Origin of the sequence: Bacillus haynesii (assembly GCF_001969855.1) — a bacterium.
GTDB lineage: Bacteria > Bacillota > Bacilli > Bacillales > Bacillaceae > Bacillus > Bacillus haynesii.
Genome location: NZ_MRBL01000022.1, coordinates 1 through 15328 on the forward strand (window position 1 = coordinate 1; position 15328 = coordinate 15328).

The 15328-nt window shown below is 45.1% G+C and carries 19 protein-coding genes; 10 read left to right on the forward strand and 9 right to left on the reverse strand.

The features are described from left to right. Positions 1–145 precede the first annotated feature (145 nt). Both BTA31_RS18110 and BTA31_RS18115 read right to left on the reverse strand, forming a co-directional pair. Positions 146–991 carry a TIGR03943 family putative permease subunit gene (locus tag BTA31_RS18110; protein ID WP_076793417.1) on the reverse strand — a complete coding sequence of 282 codons (846 nt, stop codon included), beginning with the start codon at positions 989–991 and terminating at the stop codon, positions 146–148. Between the two features lie 4 nt (positions 992–995). After that, the gene (locus tag BTA31_RS18115) at positions 996–1883 is read right to left on the reverse strand and encodes a permease (protein ID WP_083698343.1); all 888 of its coding nucleotides are present in this window, start codon (positions 1881–1883) and stop codon (positions 996–998) included. Between the two features lie 203 nt (positions 1884–2086). Here BTA31_RS18115 and BTA31_RS18120 point away from each other — a divergent pair, with 203 nt between their 5' ends. The 3 genes from BTA31_RS18120 to BTA31_RS18130 all read left to right on the forward strand — a co-directional run bounded on the left by BTA31_RS18120 (position 2087) and on the right by BTA31_RS18130 (position 3891). After that, positions 2087–3043 (forward strand): acetylxylan esterase, encoded by a 957-nt coding sequence (locus BTA31_RS18120; RefSeq protein WP_076793419.1) that lies wholly within the window; start codon positions 2087–2089, stop codon positions 3041–3043. A gap of 87 nt (positions 3044–3130) precedes the next feature. Continuing rightward, positions 3131–3559 (forward strand): MarR family winged helix-turn-helix transcriptional regulator, encoded by a 429-nt coding sequence (locus tag BTA31_RS18125; protein WP_083698342.1) that lies wholly within the window; start codon positions 3131–3133, stop codon positions 3557–3559. Beyond that, positions 3550–3891, forward strand: a complete 342-nt coding sequence (locus BTA31_RS18130) for a DUF3147 family protein (protein ID WP_076793421.1) — start codon at positions 3550–3552, stop codon at positions 3889–3891. Before BTA31_RS18125 ends, BTA31_RS18130 begins: the two co-directional genes overlap by 10 nt. Before the next feature lie 135 nt (positions 3892–4026). Here BTA31_RS18130 and BTA31_RS23415 read toward each other — a convergent pair whose 3' ends face one another. Beyond that, positions 4027–4344 (reverse strand): hypothetical protein, encoded by a 318-nt coding sequence (locus tag BTA31_RS23415; protein WP_239693240.1) that lies wholly within the window; start codon positions 4342–4344, stop codon positions 4027–4029. Further along, on the reverse strand, positions 4328–4555 hold the full coding sequence (locus BTA31_RS23420; RefSeq protein ID WP_239693241.1) for a hypothetical protein: 228 nt from the start codon (positions 4553–4555) through the stop codon (positions 4328–4330). Before BTA31_RS23420 ends, BTA31_RS23415 begins: the two co-directional genes overlap by 17 nt. A 27-nt stretch (positions 4556–4582) precedes the next feature. Here BTA31_RS23420 and BTA31_RS22880 point away from each other — a divergent pair, with 27 nt between their 5' ends. After that, positions 4583–4744 (forward strand): hypothetical protein, encoded by a 162-nt coding sequence (locus tag BTA31_RS22880; protein WP_158039132.1) that lies wholly within the window; start codon positions 4583–4585, stop codon positions 4742–4744. A gap of 159 nt (positions 4745–4903) precedes the next feature. Here the strand turns inward: BTA31_RS22880 and BTA31_RS18140 are convergent, their stop codons facing one another. Further along, complete coding sequence (locus tag BTA31_RS18140) at positions 4904–5587, reverse strand: amino acid ABC transporter permease (protein WP_076793422.1); 684 nt, start codon at positions 5585–5587, stop codon at positions 4904–4906. An 11-nt stretch (positions 5588–5598) separates the two neighbouring features. Continuing rightward, positions 5599–6474: a transporter substrate-binding domain-containing protein gene (locus BTA31_RS18145; protein WP_076793423.1), complete on the reverse strand. Its 876-nt coding sequence runs from the start codon at positions 6472–6474 to the stop codon at positions 5599–5601. A 182-nt stretch (positions 6475–6656) separates the two neighbouring features. Between BTA31_RS18145 and BTA31_RS18150 the strand changes: the two genes are divergently transcribed. From BTA31_RS18150 to BTA31_RS18160, 3 genes are all read left to right on the forward strand, one after another. Continuing rightward, complete coding sequence (locus BTA31_RS18150) at positions 6657–7208, forward strand: NAD(P)H-dependent oxidoreductase (protein ID WP_043925447.1); 552 nt, start codon at positions 6657–6659, stop codon at positions 7206–7208. 96 nt (positions 7209–7304) lie between these two features. Further along, positions 7305–8030 carry an AAA family ATPase gene (locus BTA31_RS18155; RefSeq protein WP_043925446.1) on the forward strand — a complete coding sequence of 242 codons (726 nt, stop codon included), beginning with the start codon at positions 7305–7307 and terminating at the stop codon, positions 8028–8030. A gap of 69 nt (positions 8031–8099) precedes the next feature. Then, positions 8100–9536, forward strand: a complete 1437-nt coding sequence (locus BTA31_RS18160; protein ID WP_076793424.1) for a glycoside hydrolase family 1 protein — start codon at positions 8100–8102, stop codon at positions 9534–9536. A 40-nt stretch (positions 9537–9576) separates the two neighbouring features. On the opposite strand, the gene BTA31_RS18165 is transcribed toward BTA31_RS18160, so the two are convergent. Together BTA31_RS18165 and BTA31_RS18170 are read right to left on the reverse strand one after the other, a co-directional pair. Further along, positions 9577–9975 (reverse strand): competence protein ComJ, encoded by a 399-nt coding sequence (locus BTA31_RS18165; protein ID WP_076793425.1) that lies wholly within the window; start codon positions 9973–9975, stop codon positions 9577–9579. Positions 9976–9992: 17 nt separating this feature from the next. Continuing rightward, entirely contained in the window at positions 9993–10439 is a 447-nt protein-coding gene (locus BTA31_RS18170) for a NucA/NucB deoxyribonuclease domain-containing protein (RefSeq protein ID WP_076793426.1), read from the reverse strand. Between the two features lie 268 nt (positions 10440–10707). Between BTA31_RS18170 and BTA31_RS22780 the strand changes: the two genes are divergently transcribed. After that, positions 10708–10911: a hypothetical protein gene (locus tag BTA31_RS22780; RefSeq protein WP_128814219.1), complete on the forward strand. Its 204-nt coding sequence runs from the start codon at positions 10708–10710 to the stop codon at positions 10909–10911. 5 nt (positions 10912–10916) lie between these two features. After that, positions 10917–11720, forward strand: coding sequence for a serine/threonine protein kinase (locus tag BTA31_RS18175; RefSeq protein WP_076793427.1), 804 nt, complete (start codon positions 10917–10919; stop codon positions 11718–11720). Between the two features lie 406 nt (positions 11721–12126). Here the strand turns inward: BTA31_RS18175 and BTA31_RS18185 are convergent, their stop codons facing one another. After that, positions 12127–12867 carry a ribonuclease YeeF family protein gene (locus BTA31_RS18185; protein ID WP_076793429.1) on the reverse strand — a complete coding sequence of 247 codons (741 nt, stop codon included), beginning with the start codon at positions 12865–12867 and terminating at the stop codon, positions 12127–12129. Between the two features lie 404 nt (positions 12868–13271). Between BTA31_RS18185 and BTA31_RS18190 the strand changes: the two genes are divergently transcribed. Continuing rightward, the gene (locus BTA31_RS18190; RefSeq protein ID WP_076793430.1) at positions 13272–15326 is read left to right on the forward strand and encodes a hydantoinase/oxoprolinase family protein; all 2055 of its coding nucleotides are present in this window, start codon (positions 13272–13274) and stop codon (positions 15324–15326) included. Positions 15327–15328 lie beyond the last annotated feature (2 nt).

Genomic DNA, 15328 nt, shown 5'->3' on the forward strand with positions numbered 1-15328 from the left:
GCGCTGATCTTTAGAGTGCTTAGACAACATGGAAAAACCTCCAAAAACTAGATTTCACTCACATTTTAACAAAAAAAGCTTGTCGATCAAGCCACTTTTTGTGGCTTTGTCGACAAGCTGAAGCCGGCACATGAAGTGCCGGCTTTTAATATGTCCGATAAACGTAAGGGTCTTTCGGCTCTTTTATTGCAGACCAATCCTTCACTTTCAGCACGGGGATCGTAGATTTGAAAGGCTGATAGTATTCGGAAGACAGCGTTCCTTTTACATGAAGCCACTGGTCGTCTTTAATATCCATATTTTCAGGGAACTCGACCAGCATGCCGTAGACTCCCGAGTCGGCGATGCAATGAATGATTCCGAAGCGGAGGACAAACAGCTGTTTGTCACTGATCGCTTCCCCTTTAAAAGCAAAGCCGTCGAACTCGATCGTTCGGTCAAGGAATTCTCCCGGATCATGATAGATTGTTTCCATGCCTTTCAAAAAGTCATCGTCTTTTAATGTAATATGCTGTTTTCCTTTATAATTCTTCAACGCTTTATTCATCAATTCATCGTACCCTTCCTGGCCGTAATAGATGCTTGTATCAGGGCGCAGGTACTGGGTTTGGGCATAATGCTCCGGCTGTTCGATCGCTTTGAACGAGAAGCCCTTCGACTTGACGATATTGGAATCAAGCGTCGCTGCCGGCAGAAAAAGTCCGGTGCATAAAGGGAAGAAGAACACGAAATAAATGAACATTCTTTTCAGAAAAGGCTTGTCTTTTTCATGATCGTGATCATGGCCGCATCCGCAGTCGTGGTCACATCCTTTTTCATCCGAGCCTTTCATATAAATGTAGAATTGCACCGCTGTTAAAATGGCCAGAAGAAAAATAGCGATGTATGAAAGGTAAGCGTATTTCATATTAATATATTTTGTCAGATTGCCGGATGCATGAAGATGAAAAAAGAAAAATGTAAACAACATTAAAATGAATGTGCGAAACATGTTCTCACCCCTTTACCAACAGTGATCCGGCTAAGACAATAACGGCGATGTAGGCGATTAAGACAAACACAAAGCGCTTTTTGAAGATGCCGAGCATCATCAGCAGATTTTTGATGTCCACCATCGCTCCGAATACAAGAAAGGCGATGAGGGAGCCGAGTGAAAACGTGCTGCTGAAAGAAGAAGCAATAAAAGCGTCGACCTCTGAACAAAGGGACAGCACAAATGACAGCCCCATCATAACAAGGGAGGAAGATACATCATTCTGCCCGATCGCCAAAAGCGTCGATGTTTTAATATACGTCTGCATCGCCGCTGCGACAAATGCGCCGATGATCAAATATTTGCCGACTGAGAAAAACTCGTCAACTGCATGGCGGAGCGTCCCGCCGAGCTTTTGCAAGAAAGACTGACTCGCATGGACATGGTGGTGATGGCCGTGCGTCCCGTTTTCGATCAGCTGATTCCCTTTAAATTGATAAGAGATGATCAGCCCGGCAATAAGAGACACCGCAATCGCCAACCCGCCGCGATAGAACACGACATCCCATTTGTTTCCGAAAGCGATGAATGTCGAGAATAACACAATCGGATTGATGATCGGGGCCGTCAGCATGAAGGCGACTGCTGCGTGAAGCGGCACTCCTTTTAAAAGCAGTCTGCGGGCAATCGGAACGATACCGCACTCGCAAGCCGGAAACAATACCCCGGCAAATGTCCCTGACAAAACGGCGAGAAATCGGTTTTTCGGAATGATTTTCGCCATCATCTCCTCCGTCACAAACATTTGAATCAAACCTGATATAAAAACCCCGATCAAGACGAACGGAATCGCTTCTATTAATATACTGATAAATATTGAGTTCAGCTGCAGAAAGGATTGTGAAGTCACAAAAAAACCTCCGCGCAAATGCATATTTTTAGTCTCAATCTAGCATTATAACATAAATTGAAAAAGCGGTTTTGTGTCGCGGGGGTCAGCTAATGGGAGGCGCAGGAGTGACAGAATCAATACAAATAAAATCAATACACAGCTTGAAGGGGAATGTTATGATAAGAATATTCAAAAAATGAAAAGAAGAGGGGAAAGACAAGATGCAGCAGCCTTATGATATGCCGCTTGAACAGCTTTATCAGTATAAACCAGAACGGACCGCACCGGCCGATTTTATAGAGTTCTGGAAGAGCTCATTGGAGGAATTGGCAAATGAAAAAGCGGAGCCTGAGCTTGGACCACATGAATATCCGGCTGACGGGGTAAAAGTCTACTGGCTTACATACAGAAGCATCGGGGGAGCGCGAATCAAAGGCTGGTACGCAGTACCCGACCGCCAAGGACCGCATCCTGCGATCGTCAAATACCACGGCTATAACGCCAGCTATGACGGAGACATTCACGATATTGTCAATTGGGCTCTTCACGGCTATGCGGCATTCGGTATGCTGGTCCGCGGGCAGAACAGCAGTGAAGATACAGAGACCTCTCATCACGGACATGTACCAGGCTGGATGACAAAAGGAATCCTCGATCCGAAAACATATTACTACAGAGGGGTCTATTTAGATGCCGTACGAGCAGTCGAAGTGGTCAGCGGTTTTGCTGAAGTCGATGAAAAGCGGGTCGGGGTGATCGGGGCAAGCCAAGGAGGCGGGCTGGCCGTCGCGGTTTCGGCGCTGTCCGATATTCCAAAAGCAGCCGTGTCCGAATACCCTTATTTAAGCAATTTTCAACGAGCGATCGATACAGCGATCGACCAGCCTTATCTCGAAATTAACTCCTTTTTCAGAAGAAACACCAGCCCGGATATTGAACAGGCGGCCATGCAAACCCTGTCTTATTTCGATATCATGAACCTTGCCCAAGCGGTCAAAGCACCCGTTCTCATGTCGATCGGACTGGTTGACACCATCACACCGCCATCTACCGTCTTTGCGGCTTACAATCACTTGGAAACAGATAAAGAAATGAAAGTGTACCGTTATTTTGGACACGAATACATCCCGCCGTTCCAAACCGAAAAGCTGGCGTTTTTGAGAAAGCATCTGAAATGAATAAAAGCGAACACCCGGTAAAGCCGGGTTTTTTTTATGTCTTTTTTTAAGAATATATCGTATAATAAGATATAATTAGAGAGGGTGATGAAAATGAATACGGAACAAATCATAGAAGTGATGAATCAGGACTGGACGGATATTTACTACCATCTGCACACGAAACATGATGATCATTTGTCTCACCACGCGGTTCGGATGCTTCAGCATATCGAAAAAAACCGCTTTGTGACCATTGGCCATTTAGCAGGATTATTGGATGTCTCTCATAATACGGCATCAGAACATGTGAAAAGACTTATACAAAAAGGCCTTGTACAGAAAAACAGGGACAGCAGCGATGAACGCAAAGTCTACGTCACGTTAACGTCTGAAGGTGAAGAAGCAGTGAAACGGCATACGAGGCTTAATCCGAAAAAACTGCAAAAGGTGCTGGAGCAATTAAATAAGGAAGAAGTCGAAATGATTAAAACGGCATTTTCCTTGTTGAGCCGGGAGGCAAAATCATGTTTTTAATAGTGAAAATCGGGGTTTCTGCAATATTGATTGCCATTATAACCGAAATCGCACGAAAATCGCCTGAAATGGGCGGAATGATTGCGGCTTTGCCGCTTGTCAGTCTGCTCAGTTTATTTTGGCTGAGTGTACAAGGGGAATCTTTGAAGCATTTAAGCCAATTTGCGAAAGGCGTGCTATGGGGGTTTCCCGCCACGGCGGTTCTCCTTTTGATCGTGGTTTTGAGTTTAAAAGCATCATTCCCGGTTGTCATTTCTGTTGTATTTGGAATATGCGGATGGGGCGGGTGTTTAATGCTGCAAAAAGCGCTCATCCAGGCGATATTCGGGTGAAAGGCGGGATGTCCTTTCGAATGGAATAAGGAGCTGCCTGTGCTGCCGCACAAGCAGCCTAAGAAGGTCCGGCGGCGGATGACTTGTACAAGTCAGAAAACGATCGGAGAGCGGCGTATCCATTCCGATGTGAGACTACCACGTATAAAGCCTGGAGTAGTAAATCATCCTCGCCGGAAAAGGAGCGTCCCGGTATGGCCCGTCGGGCGGGATGGATGTCGACAGGTATCTGAAATAATTGTTCCCGGGTATTTTTAAGTTTATCGGATAAGTCTGGACGGTTTCAGGAGCGAGTGCGTAGGAGAATGCTTGAGCTTTAGATTGACTGATCATGAATTCTTGATATTCTCCGTTTTGAAAGTAATATAAATAGCCTTTTAAACGATGCGCTTCCTGGTTGACCAAAGAGATATACAGATCTTCTCGGCCGGTTTTTTCAACCGGTTTTTTCAACCGGGTTTCCTGCTTTATCAGACAGGTAAATCAATCCCGTTTGAGATTCGCTTCCGCTGTTCATTTGACAGTTAACGGGTTCAATATAGGCAGGGTGTGCCGAGAGCCGGTCAGGATGCGAAGCATGTGAAATCAATTCAAAATAGTAGGGCGCTACATAGTCGGCATCCCGATTCCATTTGCAATCGCGCTCAGCCTTTGGATCGAACATGAAGGTCTGGGTGATGATATAAACGATGTGTCTGCCCGTGGGAACATGCTGGAGCCTGATGTTGATTTTCTTGGACGAATGAGCGGGGACGATGGATGGAAAGGTTTGAGAGGGCCGGTCATTTCCTTCAAAGAAGACGGATATATGGATGCGGTCTTCAGCATTCGTATGGTTGCAGTAGACGTATGATGCTTGGAAATGGCCTGATGAATCGGTTTGATAGCTTACTTTGTTTCTGTCGATCGTATAAAGGTTTTCTGCGTGAAAATGAGTCGATCTGACGATATGGATAATACCGCCTCCGTTTCACAGTATGGAAAGCCGCCGGAGCACCCCGGCAGCTTCTTGCTATTTTTTGATATAAACTTCTGTCCGCTTTTCCAGAAAATCCTGGAGCAAAGCGATCCCCGAGCAAACGGCCCAGTAAATCAAGGCAACTAAAATGTACATCGTCATATAGTCGAATTCCCGTCCGCCGACGATTTTTGCCTGTTGAAACAATTCAGGCACGGTAATCATGGCGGCCAGGGAAGACGCTTTAACGAGATCAAGCATCACGTTTGCAAGAGGCGGGAGCGCTATTCTAACCGATTGAGGGACAATCACGTGGCGCATCGTCTGCCAGTAGGAAAACCCGATCGATTTTGCAGCGTCCCACTGTCCTCTGTCAACGGACGACAGGGCCGAACGGATGATCTCGGCAATGTATGCGGCGCTGTTGATGCTGAAGCCGATTAAGGCAGCAGTCAAAGCCGTAAATTGGATTCCGATATAAGGAAAACCGAAATAAAGGATAAATAGTATGACCAGGATCGGAACGCCTCTCATAAACGAGATATAGATTCTTGCCGGCCAACGAAGCAAAGTGATCCCGGACATGCGCCCAAGCGCGATGAAAAAACCGAGAATTAAACCGGCAAACATGCTCGCAAAAGAAATGAAAAGCGTATTCCATATGCCTTGCATCACATAAGGAAACGATTTCGCGGCCAATTCTGCATTAAAAATATACTCCCATTGAATAGAGCCCAATTTATATCCCTCTATTTATTCACATCGACATCGATATAGTCGATATCCTGCTTTTTCGAAACATCGGCACCGCCGAAAAACTTTTTCGAAATCTTTTTGATTGTGCCGTCTTTCAGCATTTCGTCAATCGTTTTGTCGAATTGCTTTTTAAGTTCAGTGTTTCCTTTTTTCATGATCATGCCTTGCTGATGCGGATAGTATTTAAGATCGGGATGAATAGTCAGATCCAGATCAGGCATTGCGGCGAGCGCGAGCTTTTGAAGGTAGTAGTCGTTTAAGATGACGTCGGTTCTTCCACTCGCTACATCCTTTAAAAATTGATCATTTGTCGCGTTGTCGTAAATGACTTCCTCGGCTCCGTATTTGCGTGCGATATCCATGTAAACTGTCGTAGCTGCACCAGCGGCTTTCTTTCCTTTTAAGTCCTCAAGCGTGTGGATGCCTGATAAGTCTTTTTTGCGGACGATAGCTGTTCCGAATGAATATTTATAAGGCGTAGAGAACAAAAACTTTTCTTTGCGGTCGTCTGTCATTGTAATATCGTTGGCAGCAGCGTCCACTTGTCCGCTCCCCACTGCCGTCAGCATGCCGTCAAAGCCCATTTCTTTAAATTCAACATTCAGGTCGAGCCGTTTAGCTGCTTCACGAATGACTTCAACTTCGTAGCCGGTCAGCTTGTCCTTGCCGGAATCAGTGTCATGATATGAAGTGGGGTAAAGGGTTCCTGAAGTCGCTACAACGATCTTCCCTTTTTCCTTTATCTCATCCCAGGCTGTTTTTTGGTTTTCAGCCTTATTTTGAGCTGTGCTGCATGCAGCTGTTATAAGAGCAAGCGCTAACACTGTTATCCACAATGTAATACGCTTATACGTATGCAATTTGTTCACTTAAACAATCCTCCTATTCCTTTAGTCAAGTAAACCATAGCACTGAAGTAGGGATTAGGCAATAAGATAATTAGTATTGGGAAAAAATAAAATGATTGATTGTGCAACCTGCTTTACTTTTTAAGGTGAAAGATGGAATCATAAAGGTATTGGTAAATTGAAACATAAGGAGGATAAGAAAGATGAAAAATATTTTAATCATCAACGGACATGAAGCCTATCCCCATGCAAGAGGACAGCTCAATCACACTATTTTTACAGCGATGGTGGACAAGCTGGGCGAAAAATATGAAGTGAAAAAAACAGTGGTGGCAGACGGCTATCAAATCCCGGAGGAACACGAGAAATTCAAGTGGGCTGATGCCGTTATTTATCAGACGCCTGTTTACTGGTTCAGCGTTCCTGCTTTATTTAAAAAATATATTGATGAAATTTATGAGTACGGGCTTTTTTATCAAGGGTCTGAAGACTACGGCAGAGGCGGGCTGTTTACCGATAAAAAGTACATGTTTTCAACCACATGGAACGCGCCGAAGGATGTCTTCTCCAAAGCAGGGACTTTTTTCGAAGGTAAAAGCCTTGATGAAGCGCTGTTTCATTTGCATAAAATGCAGGAATTCGTCGGCATGAAGCCTTTAAAAACATTCTCTGTCCATGATGTCATCAGCAATCCGCAAGTGGATCAATATTTAGCTGATCTGGACGCCCATTTAAAAGAAGTATTTTCAATTTAAGTCAAGAGGTTTGTGCACAAGCGCAAACCTCTTTTTTCCGTTATCCTCTAAGAAAACGTGATACAGTTGAGTAAAAGCAAAGCAAGGGGTGTTCGCATGTTTTTAAAAAAGCTGACTTTACTTCGGGAAGAAGTTCCTTCTTATGCAAAATATCCATTTTCAATTCCTGCTATTCAACATTTAAAAGAACTGACGTTTCAAAAAAACGTAACATTCTTTGTCGGGGAAAACGGATCAGGCAAATCGACGCTGCTTGAAGCAATCGCAGATAAATGCGAATTTAACACGGCTGGCGGGGGAAGAAATAATACATATGAAGTGTACGGCTCCGGATCGGCTCTAGGAGACTATATCAGATTGTCGTGGCTTCCCAAAGTAACAAACGGCTTTTTTCTGCGTGCTGAATCTTTCTATCATTTTGCCACTCATATTGATGAAGTGGATATCACAGGTTTTCGCAGCTACGGAGGCAGATCTCTTCACGAGCAATCGCACGGCGAATCTTTTTTATCGCTTTTCAAGCATCGTTTTAAAGAAAAGGGAATCTATCTTCTCGATGAACCTGAAGCTGCTTTATCCCCGGCAAGACAGCTGGCATTCCTGAAAATCATTCATGATTTGACGAAATCCAGCCACGCTCAGTTTATCATCGCCTCCCACTCCCCCATTTTATTGGGGTATCCGGAAGCCGAAATCTTCAGTTTTGATGGTGAACAAATCGCTGAAGTGAACTATGAGGATACGGATCATTACACCTTAACCAAGTATTTTCTTCAGCACCGGGAAAAGCTTCTGGCGGAGCTTTTTTTAAATGATGTTTGATCTGAAACGCGTTTCATAGAATATGATAAGGAGCATCCGGATCAAAATACGAAACAGGAGTTGAGCCATATGATTCATCAGCGACTACGCCCATTTCCAGACCATTTCCTATGGGGATCAGCATCAGCAGCCTATCAGATCGAAGGAGCCTGGAAGGAAGACGGCAAAGGCCTCTCGGTTTGGGATGTGTTCACAAAGATTCCCGGAAAAACGTTTAAAGGAAGCAATGGAGACATTGCGGTCGACCATTACCACCGTTTTAAAGAAGATGTTGCTTTAATGGCTGAGATGGGGTTAAAAGCATACCGTTTTTCAGTCAGCTGGCCGAGAATTTTTCCGCAGGGCAGGGGAGAAGCCAATGAAGCGGGTTTGAGATTTTACGATGACTTGATCAATGAGCTCCTTGCTCATGATATTGAACCTGTTTTGACGCTTTATCATTGGGACCTTCCCCAGGCTTTAATGGATGAATACGGCGGCTTTGAATCCAGAAGAATTATAGAGGATTTCAATGCGTATTGCGTTACGCTCTATAAGCGGTATGGGGACAGGGTCAAATATTGGGTGTCACTTAACGAGCAAAATTACAACTTTAATCACGGCTTTATCACAGCGATGCATCCTCCGGGTGTGAAGGGTAGAAAGCGCTTCTATGAGGCTAACCATATTGCATTTCTGGCGAATGCAAAGGCAATCGATTCCTTTCGCCGGTATGTTCCCGATGGAAAAATCGGACCTAGTTTTGCTTATTCGCCTGCATATCCACTCTCCAGCCGTCCGGATGATATCCTCGCTTTCGAAAATGCCGAGGAATTTACAAATTATTGGTGGCTTGATATGTATTGCCGGGGAACATATCCGGGCATTCCTTTGAAATATCTAAAGGAAAAAGGCTGGGCGCCGACAATTGAGGATGGGGATATGGAGCTTTTAGCAAAAGGAAAACCCGATTTTGTCGGTGTGAATTATTATCAAACCATCACATATGAAATGAATCCTCTTGACGGGGTAGCGGAAGGAAAGATGAATACGACCGGCCAAAAGGGCAGCAACCAGGAAACAGGCATGCCCGGTTTATACAAAACAAAGAGGAACCCTCATCTTGAGACATCAAATTGGGATTGGGCCATTGATCCGATCGGTTTAAGAATCGGGCTTCGCCGGATTTCCAGCCGCTATGGGCTTCCGCTTTTCATAACGGAAAACGGGCTGGGGGAATTCGATAAGATTGAAAATGACGGCGCGATTCATGATGATTACAGAATTGCCTATTTGCGTGCGCACCTTGAACAGTGCAGACAAGCTTTAAACGACGGAGTCGATTTAATCGGCTACTGCAGCTGGTCATTTACAGATTTATTGAGCTGGCTGAACGGCTATCAGAAAAGATACGGGTTTGTTTATATTAACCGTGATGAAGAGAATGTAAAGGACTTGAAGAGAATTAAAAAAGACAGCTTTTACTGGTACCAAAACGTCATTCATACGAACGGGGAAGAGCTTTAGGATGAGGGCGCCGGATGAAACCGGCGCCTTTATCCGTTGTTCAAGCCTGTTTAAAATCGAGAATATAGGTGATCTTCGCAGTGATGTTATGATCAGGCATTATCGTGTAGCATGTCAGCTGATAGGCGCCTTGCGGGATGTCGCATGTCAATTTTTTGGATAGGACGCTTGCAATTTCGACTCCGTCATGAAGGACGTCGAAAGAAACGGTGACGCGCCTGTTAAAGGAGGGCACCTGTTCTTGGACATTCAAACGGACTTCTACTAAAGATGCCGTGTTCTCGAGAGCTTCAAACGAGACCGCGTGCTCTCCCGTTGTGTATCCTCTTTTAATATCCTCGTCTGTCCAATCCATAACGGGCGGCTTTCCGCCTTTTTGATAAACGGTAAACTGATGGTATGACATCGTCATTTCTCGTGCTTCCCACTTTTTGATCAAAGACCGTACCTCCAGTGTTATTTAATCTTGAAAAGTACCTTCGTCCCATCCGGATAATCGCTTACTTGATTGCCCACCCAAGATCCTGCTCCGCGGTTATCAGACGGACTGATATACTCGACGGAAGCACCTGTTCCGCCTTCTTCGCACATGGCCATCGGCCACTCGTCGCGGTCATAGCCTGATTTGGAAGGAACATCTTTCAATGAATCCTTTCGGCGTTCGTCGGCTCCGTCCCTGTCGATCGTACAGATTTCGGAGTGCCCTTTTTTGATGGCTTTTTGAATGTGTGCGCCTGTTTCAGGATAGCGGTCCGACGGAAAAATCAGCACTTCATCATAGTTTGAGCCGTTTTGCTGGCCGTTAGGCTGGTGTTCTGAAGTGAAAAAGTCGCCAGATATAATGCCGATGATCACGACGGCGACGGCGAGCAAAGTGATCAGCAAAGATTTAATCTTGTCCATTCTTGTTGTCCTGCTTTCTTCTAAGTTAAATCATTCGGCCGCAGCGGACCGGAAGTAAATACAACTTTATTATCGTAAAAATGATTTGAGAAATAAAGGGGAGATTAATAAGTTTTTCCTCTTGAAATGCTGAATATCCGTCTATCATTTCGCCTTTTTTAAAAATTTTGACGGTCGTTTATAAAGTTTTAGAGGTTCAAAATCTAAATTTCTCATATGAAAGAAAAACTTTCAGGCCCCCTTTATCAAGCCTTCCTGCGCGAATGATATGAAATACAAGACAGAAAAGGAGCTGATCGAGTTGCTTCGCAAGCTATTGAAGGCACTTCAAAACGGTAAAAACCGACGATACAGCAGCAGCGATTACGGACGGAAATCATACAAAAAATACAGCAGCAGTGATTATAAAAGAAAAGGGTACGGTCATCACCATTACAAAAGAAAGCATAAGAAATTTTTCGGCAGCAGCTAAATCGCGTGAAAACATTGATGAGATGGCTGTTTGACCGCCCGCTCAAAAAAGGAACTGTCTTGGAGGGGAGATATCGGATTAACCGTGTGCTCGGGATGGGCAGCTACGGCATCACATATCTTGCCGAAGAACTTGGGAGAGCAGGTTTCCGCGTCATTAAGCAACAGAGAAAAACAAAAGCATGGACATCAGCCGGCCGGCAGTCTTTCAACCACGAGGCTGAAATTTTGCGGGAATTGGATCTGCCTGCCGCGCCCCGTATATATGAGGTGTTTCAAGCGGCCGGCGAGCGGTTTATCGTAATGGAGTATATCGAAGGAAAAACGTTTGAAGATTTGCTCTTTTATGATGGGCGTGTCTTTGATGAACAGCAAACGATCAGCATATTGAAGGAAGTGCTTGACAGCGTTTCCCTTCTTCACAGGCGTGGAATTATTCACCGGGATTTGAGGAATCCAAATTTGATTGTGAGTGGAGGGACGATCCGCATCATAGATTTTGGACTGGCATGCCGTCTGACTGAAAGAGAACGTGTTGATGACCGGCACCCGGAAAAAAAGCTGATGCGTGCTGTTTCAGTCAAAAGTGACTTTTATGCGTTAGGGCATTTCGCATTGTTTCTCCTGTACTCCGGGTTTACACCGTCCGATGAGGAAGAAAAATGCTGGGAAGAAGAGCTCAGCATATCGCCTGGGCTTACATCAGTTCTGCGGAAAATGCTGCAGATTGATCTCCCGTATGAGCGTGCAGAAGACATTATCGGCGATTTGACTTCCTGTACGGCGGAAAAGAAGAAGCTGCCGTTTTAACGGCAGCCCAGCGTGTCGAGAAACCCTCGCATTCGTTGTCAGGCCTGCTAAGTCGGTGCTCACGAATAGGAGGAGGGTCGGCGGCTAACCGCCCAGGCGTCCTGCCTGAACGCCGCCGTCATCACCTCCTGTGAAAGTCCGCTCTGATGCTCGGCCTTCCTAGACTGCAAGGGTTGCGGGTCACACTGAAAGGATGACAAAATCCCAAAACTAAAAGTCGTTTTGGGATTTTGTCAACACGAGAAGATTAATTTTCGTCCCCAATTTCAGCTTAAATCGTTTTTTCTTCACTGCTTTTCCCCCTTTTGTTTCCCCTGTATATACAATATCGGTTAAGACGGAGGCGTTTTGACAAGATGAACAAGAAACCCCGTTGTGAAAACGGGGTTTTAAACAATTTGAAAGCCTAAAGTTCCTCTGCTTTTTCGGTTTTTCCTGTTTCATCCTGTTTTTGTTTATTTGCGATGTAGCTTCTGGCCTCTTGATGCATACGATGTTTCAGTTTATAGGCTTCACTGTTTTGATAGATATGTGAATTGTAGTTTAGCGGAGACGCATTTTTCCCTTTTCCTGTTGCGTCGATTAAGGCGGAATAGTCAGTCTGGATCATTTGCTGAATTTGCTCAGACGCCGAGTATTCTCTTTTGAGCAGTCCGTCAAGATCCTCGACAGCTTTAATCGTGTCTTTTCTGTTTTGGTTTGCAGCATCGAGCTGCTGTTTGATTTCATCGGATGAGAACGGCTGTAATGATATTAAATCATCAATCTGTCCTAAAATATTCGACAGCTCTTGTTGCTGTGCGGAGACCATGTTTTGAGAGAGGGTGTGGACATTTGCAAGCTCCTGTTCAAGAAATTGAACATCAACGAATGTGTCCTCTGAAAGTCCGGCATTTTCGGCAGCCGCAGATACACCATTCAGAAACTGAATCTGCATATCGGCTAAATCCAGCCAGCCGTCTACGACCCCTGATTGATCTCTGTAAAACGCTTTAATGGCATCGGCGCCTTTTCCTTGAAACTCATCAAGTTCTGCGACGCTGTTTAACGCTTTCTTTAAGCTGACGAGCTGTTCTCTCAAGTTTTTATATTCATCAGATCTTTGCTTCATAGCTGAAATTAGGGTTTCCGCTTCGTAGACTTTCATTGGAAATCTGCCCTTCCTGCGACTTATTTAGTACAGAGTGTACCACTTTGTCATAGGGAATTGGGCAATAAATCCTGAATATCCATGAAAATGAATCTTTGTGATCAAATCCGCAAGCCCTTTAGGCTTTTTGTCGTAATGGATAACCTTTGTTTTAGTGGTTAATTAGTCCTCTTTATGGCAGGGGTGTGTCGTTGGACCGAAGAAAAGCATAACACCAAAAATATGAAATACTGTGAACAACACAATTAAAAATGTGATTTTATGGTATCTTAAAATAAAATATTAAATAAAAAAGACTTGGAATATTGTAATTAAACATAATTGACGACTTTCTCGTGCTTGATTAGTATGATAGTAAAATATTTTAAAAAAAGGATATTTTTTAAAAGGGGAGATCGGGATTGAATGAAGAAGGTTACCGGCTTGGAATTGATATTGGAGGTACTTTTACCGATCTTACATTGTTAAATCCAGCGGATGGAAGCATGACCGCAGTTAAAACGCCGACCGTTCCCGAAGATCCGGCCCAAGGGATCATCAACGGCTTGGCTCTCTTGAAAACCCGGGGTGTTCAGCCTTCAGACATTCATCATTTTGTACACGGCATGACAATCGGTTTGAACACATTATTACAACGCAAAGGGGCTGATATTGCTTTATTCGTAACCGAAGGTTTCCGTGATATTCTTTCGCTTCAGCGCCTTCGGCTTCCGATACCCTACGATTTTAGATCGAGAATGCCGGAGCCTCTCATTCCCCGGAAAAACGTGTTTCCCATTCAAGAAAGAATGCTTTATGACGGCTCTGAAAAGCTGCCGCTTCATATGGAAGAGATCGATGAGGCGGTTGGACAAGTTTTAAGAAAAGGCTTAAAAGGAATCGTTGTTTCTTTTTTGCACAGCTATCGGAATCCGCTCCATGAACGCCAGGCTGCCGAACGGATCAGACAAATAGCGCCTGAGCTTGAGGTGGCAACGTCTGCGGAGCTTTGGCCGCAAATGAGGGAATACGAACGAACGGTTATGTCCGTCGCAAATTTATACATTAAACCGAATGTCCATCACTACTTTGGAACGCTGAAAGAGAGGCTTGCTCTGGAAGGAATTTCGGCGCAGCCGTTTATCACCCAGTCTAACGGAGGATTGATGGATATTGAATCGGCTGCCGAGGCACCTGTCAAAACGCTTTTTTCCGGACCGGCAGCAGGGGTCATCGGAGCCATCAGAACGGCGGAATCCGCCGGCGAGGCGAATATCATCACATTTGATGTCGGAGGAACCAGCGCGGATATTTCGATTGTTGAAGAAGGAGAGCCGACCTTTACCCAGTCAAATCAAATCTCGGGATTTCCGATTACGATTCCGTCTGTAGCGATGTATTCGATCGGTGCTGGCGGAGGATCGGTGGCATGGATTGACAGCGGCGGTCTCTTGAAGGTAGGACCGGAGTCAGTTGGATCTGATCCGGGGCCGGCCTGTTACGGAAAAGGAACAAAGGCCGCACTTACAGATGCGTTTCTCATATGTCATTATTTAAATCCAAACCGGTTTGCATCAGGAAATATGAAACTGTACCGGGAAAGATCCGAAAAAGCGCTCCTCCCGGTTGCCGAGTATTTAGGCACAGATGTGGAGCAGGCCGCGGATAAGATGATTCAGGTTGCGCTTGCCAATATGTACACGGAACTAAGCAATGTCATGGAGCAACACGGGTTTGACCCGCGTGAATTCAGCCTTATGGCTTTTGGAGGCGCAGGCCCGGTTACTGCTAATTTTTTGGCTGAGGAAATTCAGGCCAAAAATGTGCTGATCCCGCCGCATCCGGGAACTCTATCCGCTTTGGGCGCACTGACGGCTGATTTTATCTACGATGCTGTATGTTCAAGACAGGTGCTGCTTGAGCAAATAAAAACGGCTGAGTTAAAAGCGGAGTTTGTGAGGCTGCAAGAACAAGCGGAAACATGGCTGCGGAAACAACAGGCGGACATGATGACGGAAACCTCTCTTCTTTACTTGCTTGATGCCCGTTATAAAGGTCAGGCGTACGAAATTGAGCTCCCTGTTTCACCGAAATGCCTGGAAGGTAAAAGCGCGAGTGAAATCGCAGACTCCTTTCATCTCTTACATGGGAAGCAATATGGACTCAGCGATGAGAACGCAAGCATTGAATTGATGAATATGCGCGTCCGCATCATAGGCAAGACACCGAAGCCGCCAGGCGGAAAAGGATATCAAAGTAAGCTGACCGATGCCGAACCGGTCAGCCAAAGAAAGATCATCATGAAAGGCGGTACATATCAAGCCTCCGTATACCGTCGTTCAGATTTAAGGCACGGACAGAGAATAAATGGGCCGGCCATTGTTGAGCAGGACGATACAACGACGCTGATTTTGCCAAATTGGAGCGGGAAAACCGATCATTCCGGAAATTTGATCATTGAACGGAAGGAGAGCTGACC

What these genes read in the sequence shown, in the direction of transcription:
- BTA31_RS18110 (WP_076793417.1), bottom strand. Translation starts at nt 991, where the DNA reads ATGTTTCGCACATTCATTTTAATGTTGTTTACATTTTTCTTTTTTCAT.
- BTA31_RS18120 (WP_076793419.1), top strand. Translation starts at nt 2,087, where the DNA reads ATGCAGCAGCCTTATGATATGCCGCTTGAACAGCTTTATCAGTATAAA.
- BTA31_RS18125 (WP_083698342.1), top strand. Translation starts at nt 3,131, where the DNA reads ATGAAAATGAATACGGAACAAATCATAGAAGTGATGAATCAGGACTGG.
- BTA31_RS18130 (WP_076793421.1), top strand. Translation starts at nt 3,550, where the DNA reads ATGTTTTTAATAGTGAAAATCGGGGTTTCTGCAATATTGATTGCCATT.
- BTA31_RS23420 (WP_239693241.1), bottom strand. Translation starts at nt 4,555, where the DNA reads ATGTTCGATCCAAAGGCTGAGCGCGATTGCAAATGGAATCGGGATGCC.
- BTA31_RS18150 (WP_043925447.1), top strand. Translation starts at nt 6,657, where the DNA reads ATGAAAAATATTTTAATCATCAACGGACATGAAGCCTATCCCCATGCA.
- BTA31_RS18155 (WP_043925446.1), top strand. Translation starts at nt 7,305, where the DNA reads ATGTTTTTAAAAAAGCTGACTTTACTTCGGGAAGAAGTTCCTTCTTAT.
- BTA31_RS18160 (WP_076793424.1), top strand. Translation starts at nt 8,100, where the DNA reads ATGATTCATCAGCGACTACGCCCATTTCCAGACCATTTCCTATGGGGA.
- BTA31_RS18170 (WP_076793426.1), bottom strand. Translation starts at nt 10,439, where the DNA reads ATGGACAAGATTAAATCTTTGCTGATCACTTTGCTCGCCGTCGCCGTC.
- BTA31_RS22780 (WP_128814219.1), top strand. Translation starts at nt 10,708, where the DNA reads ATGAAATACAAGACAGAAAAGGAGCTGATCGAGTTGCTTCGCAAGCTA.
- BTA31_RS18185 (WP_076793429.1), bottom strand. Translation starts at nt 12,867, where the DNA reads ATGAAAGTCTACGAAGCGGAAACCCTAATTTCAGCTATGAAGCAAAGA.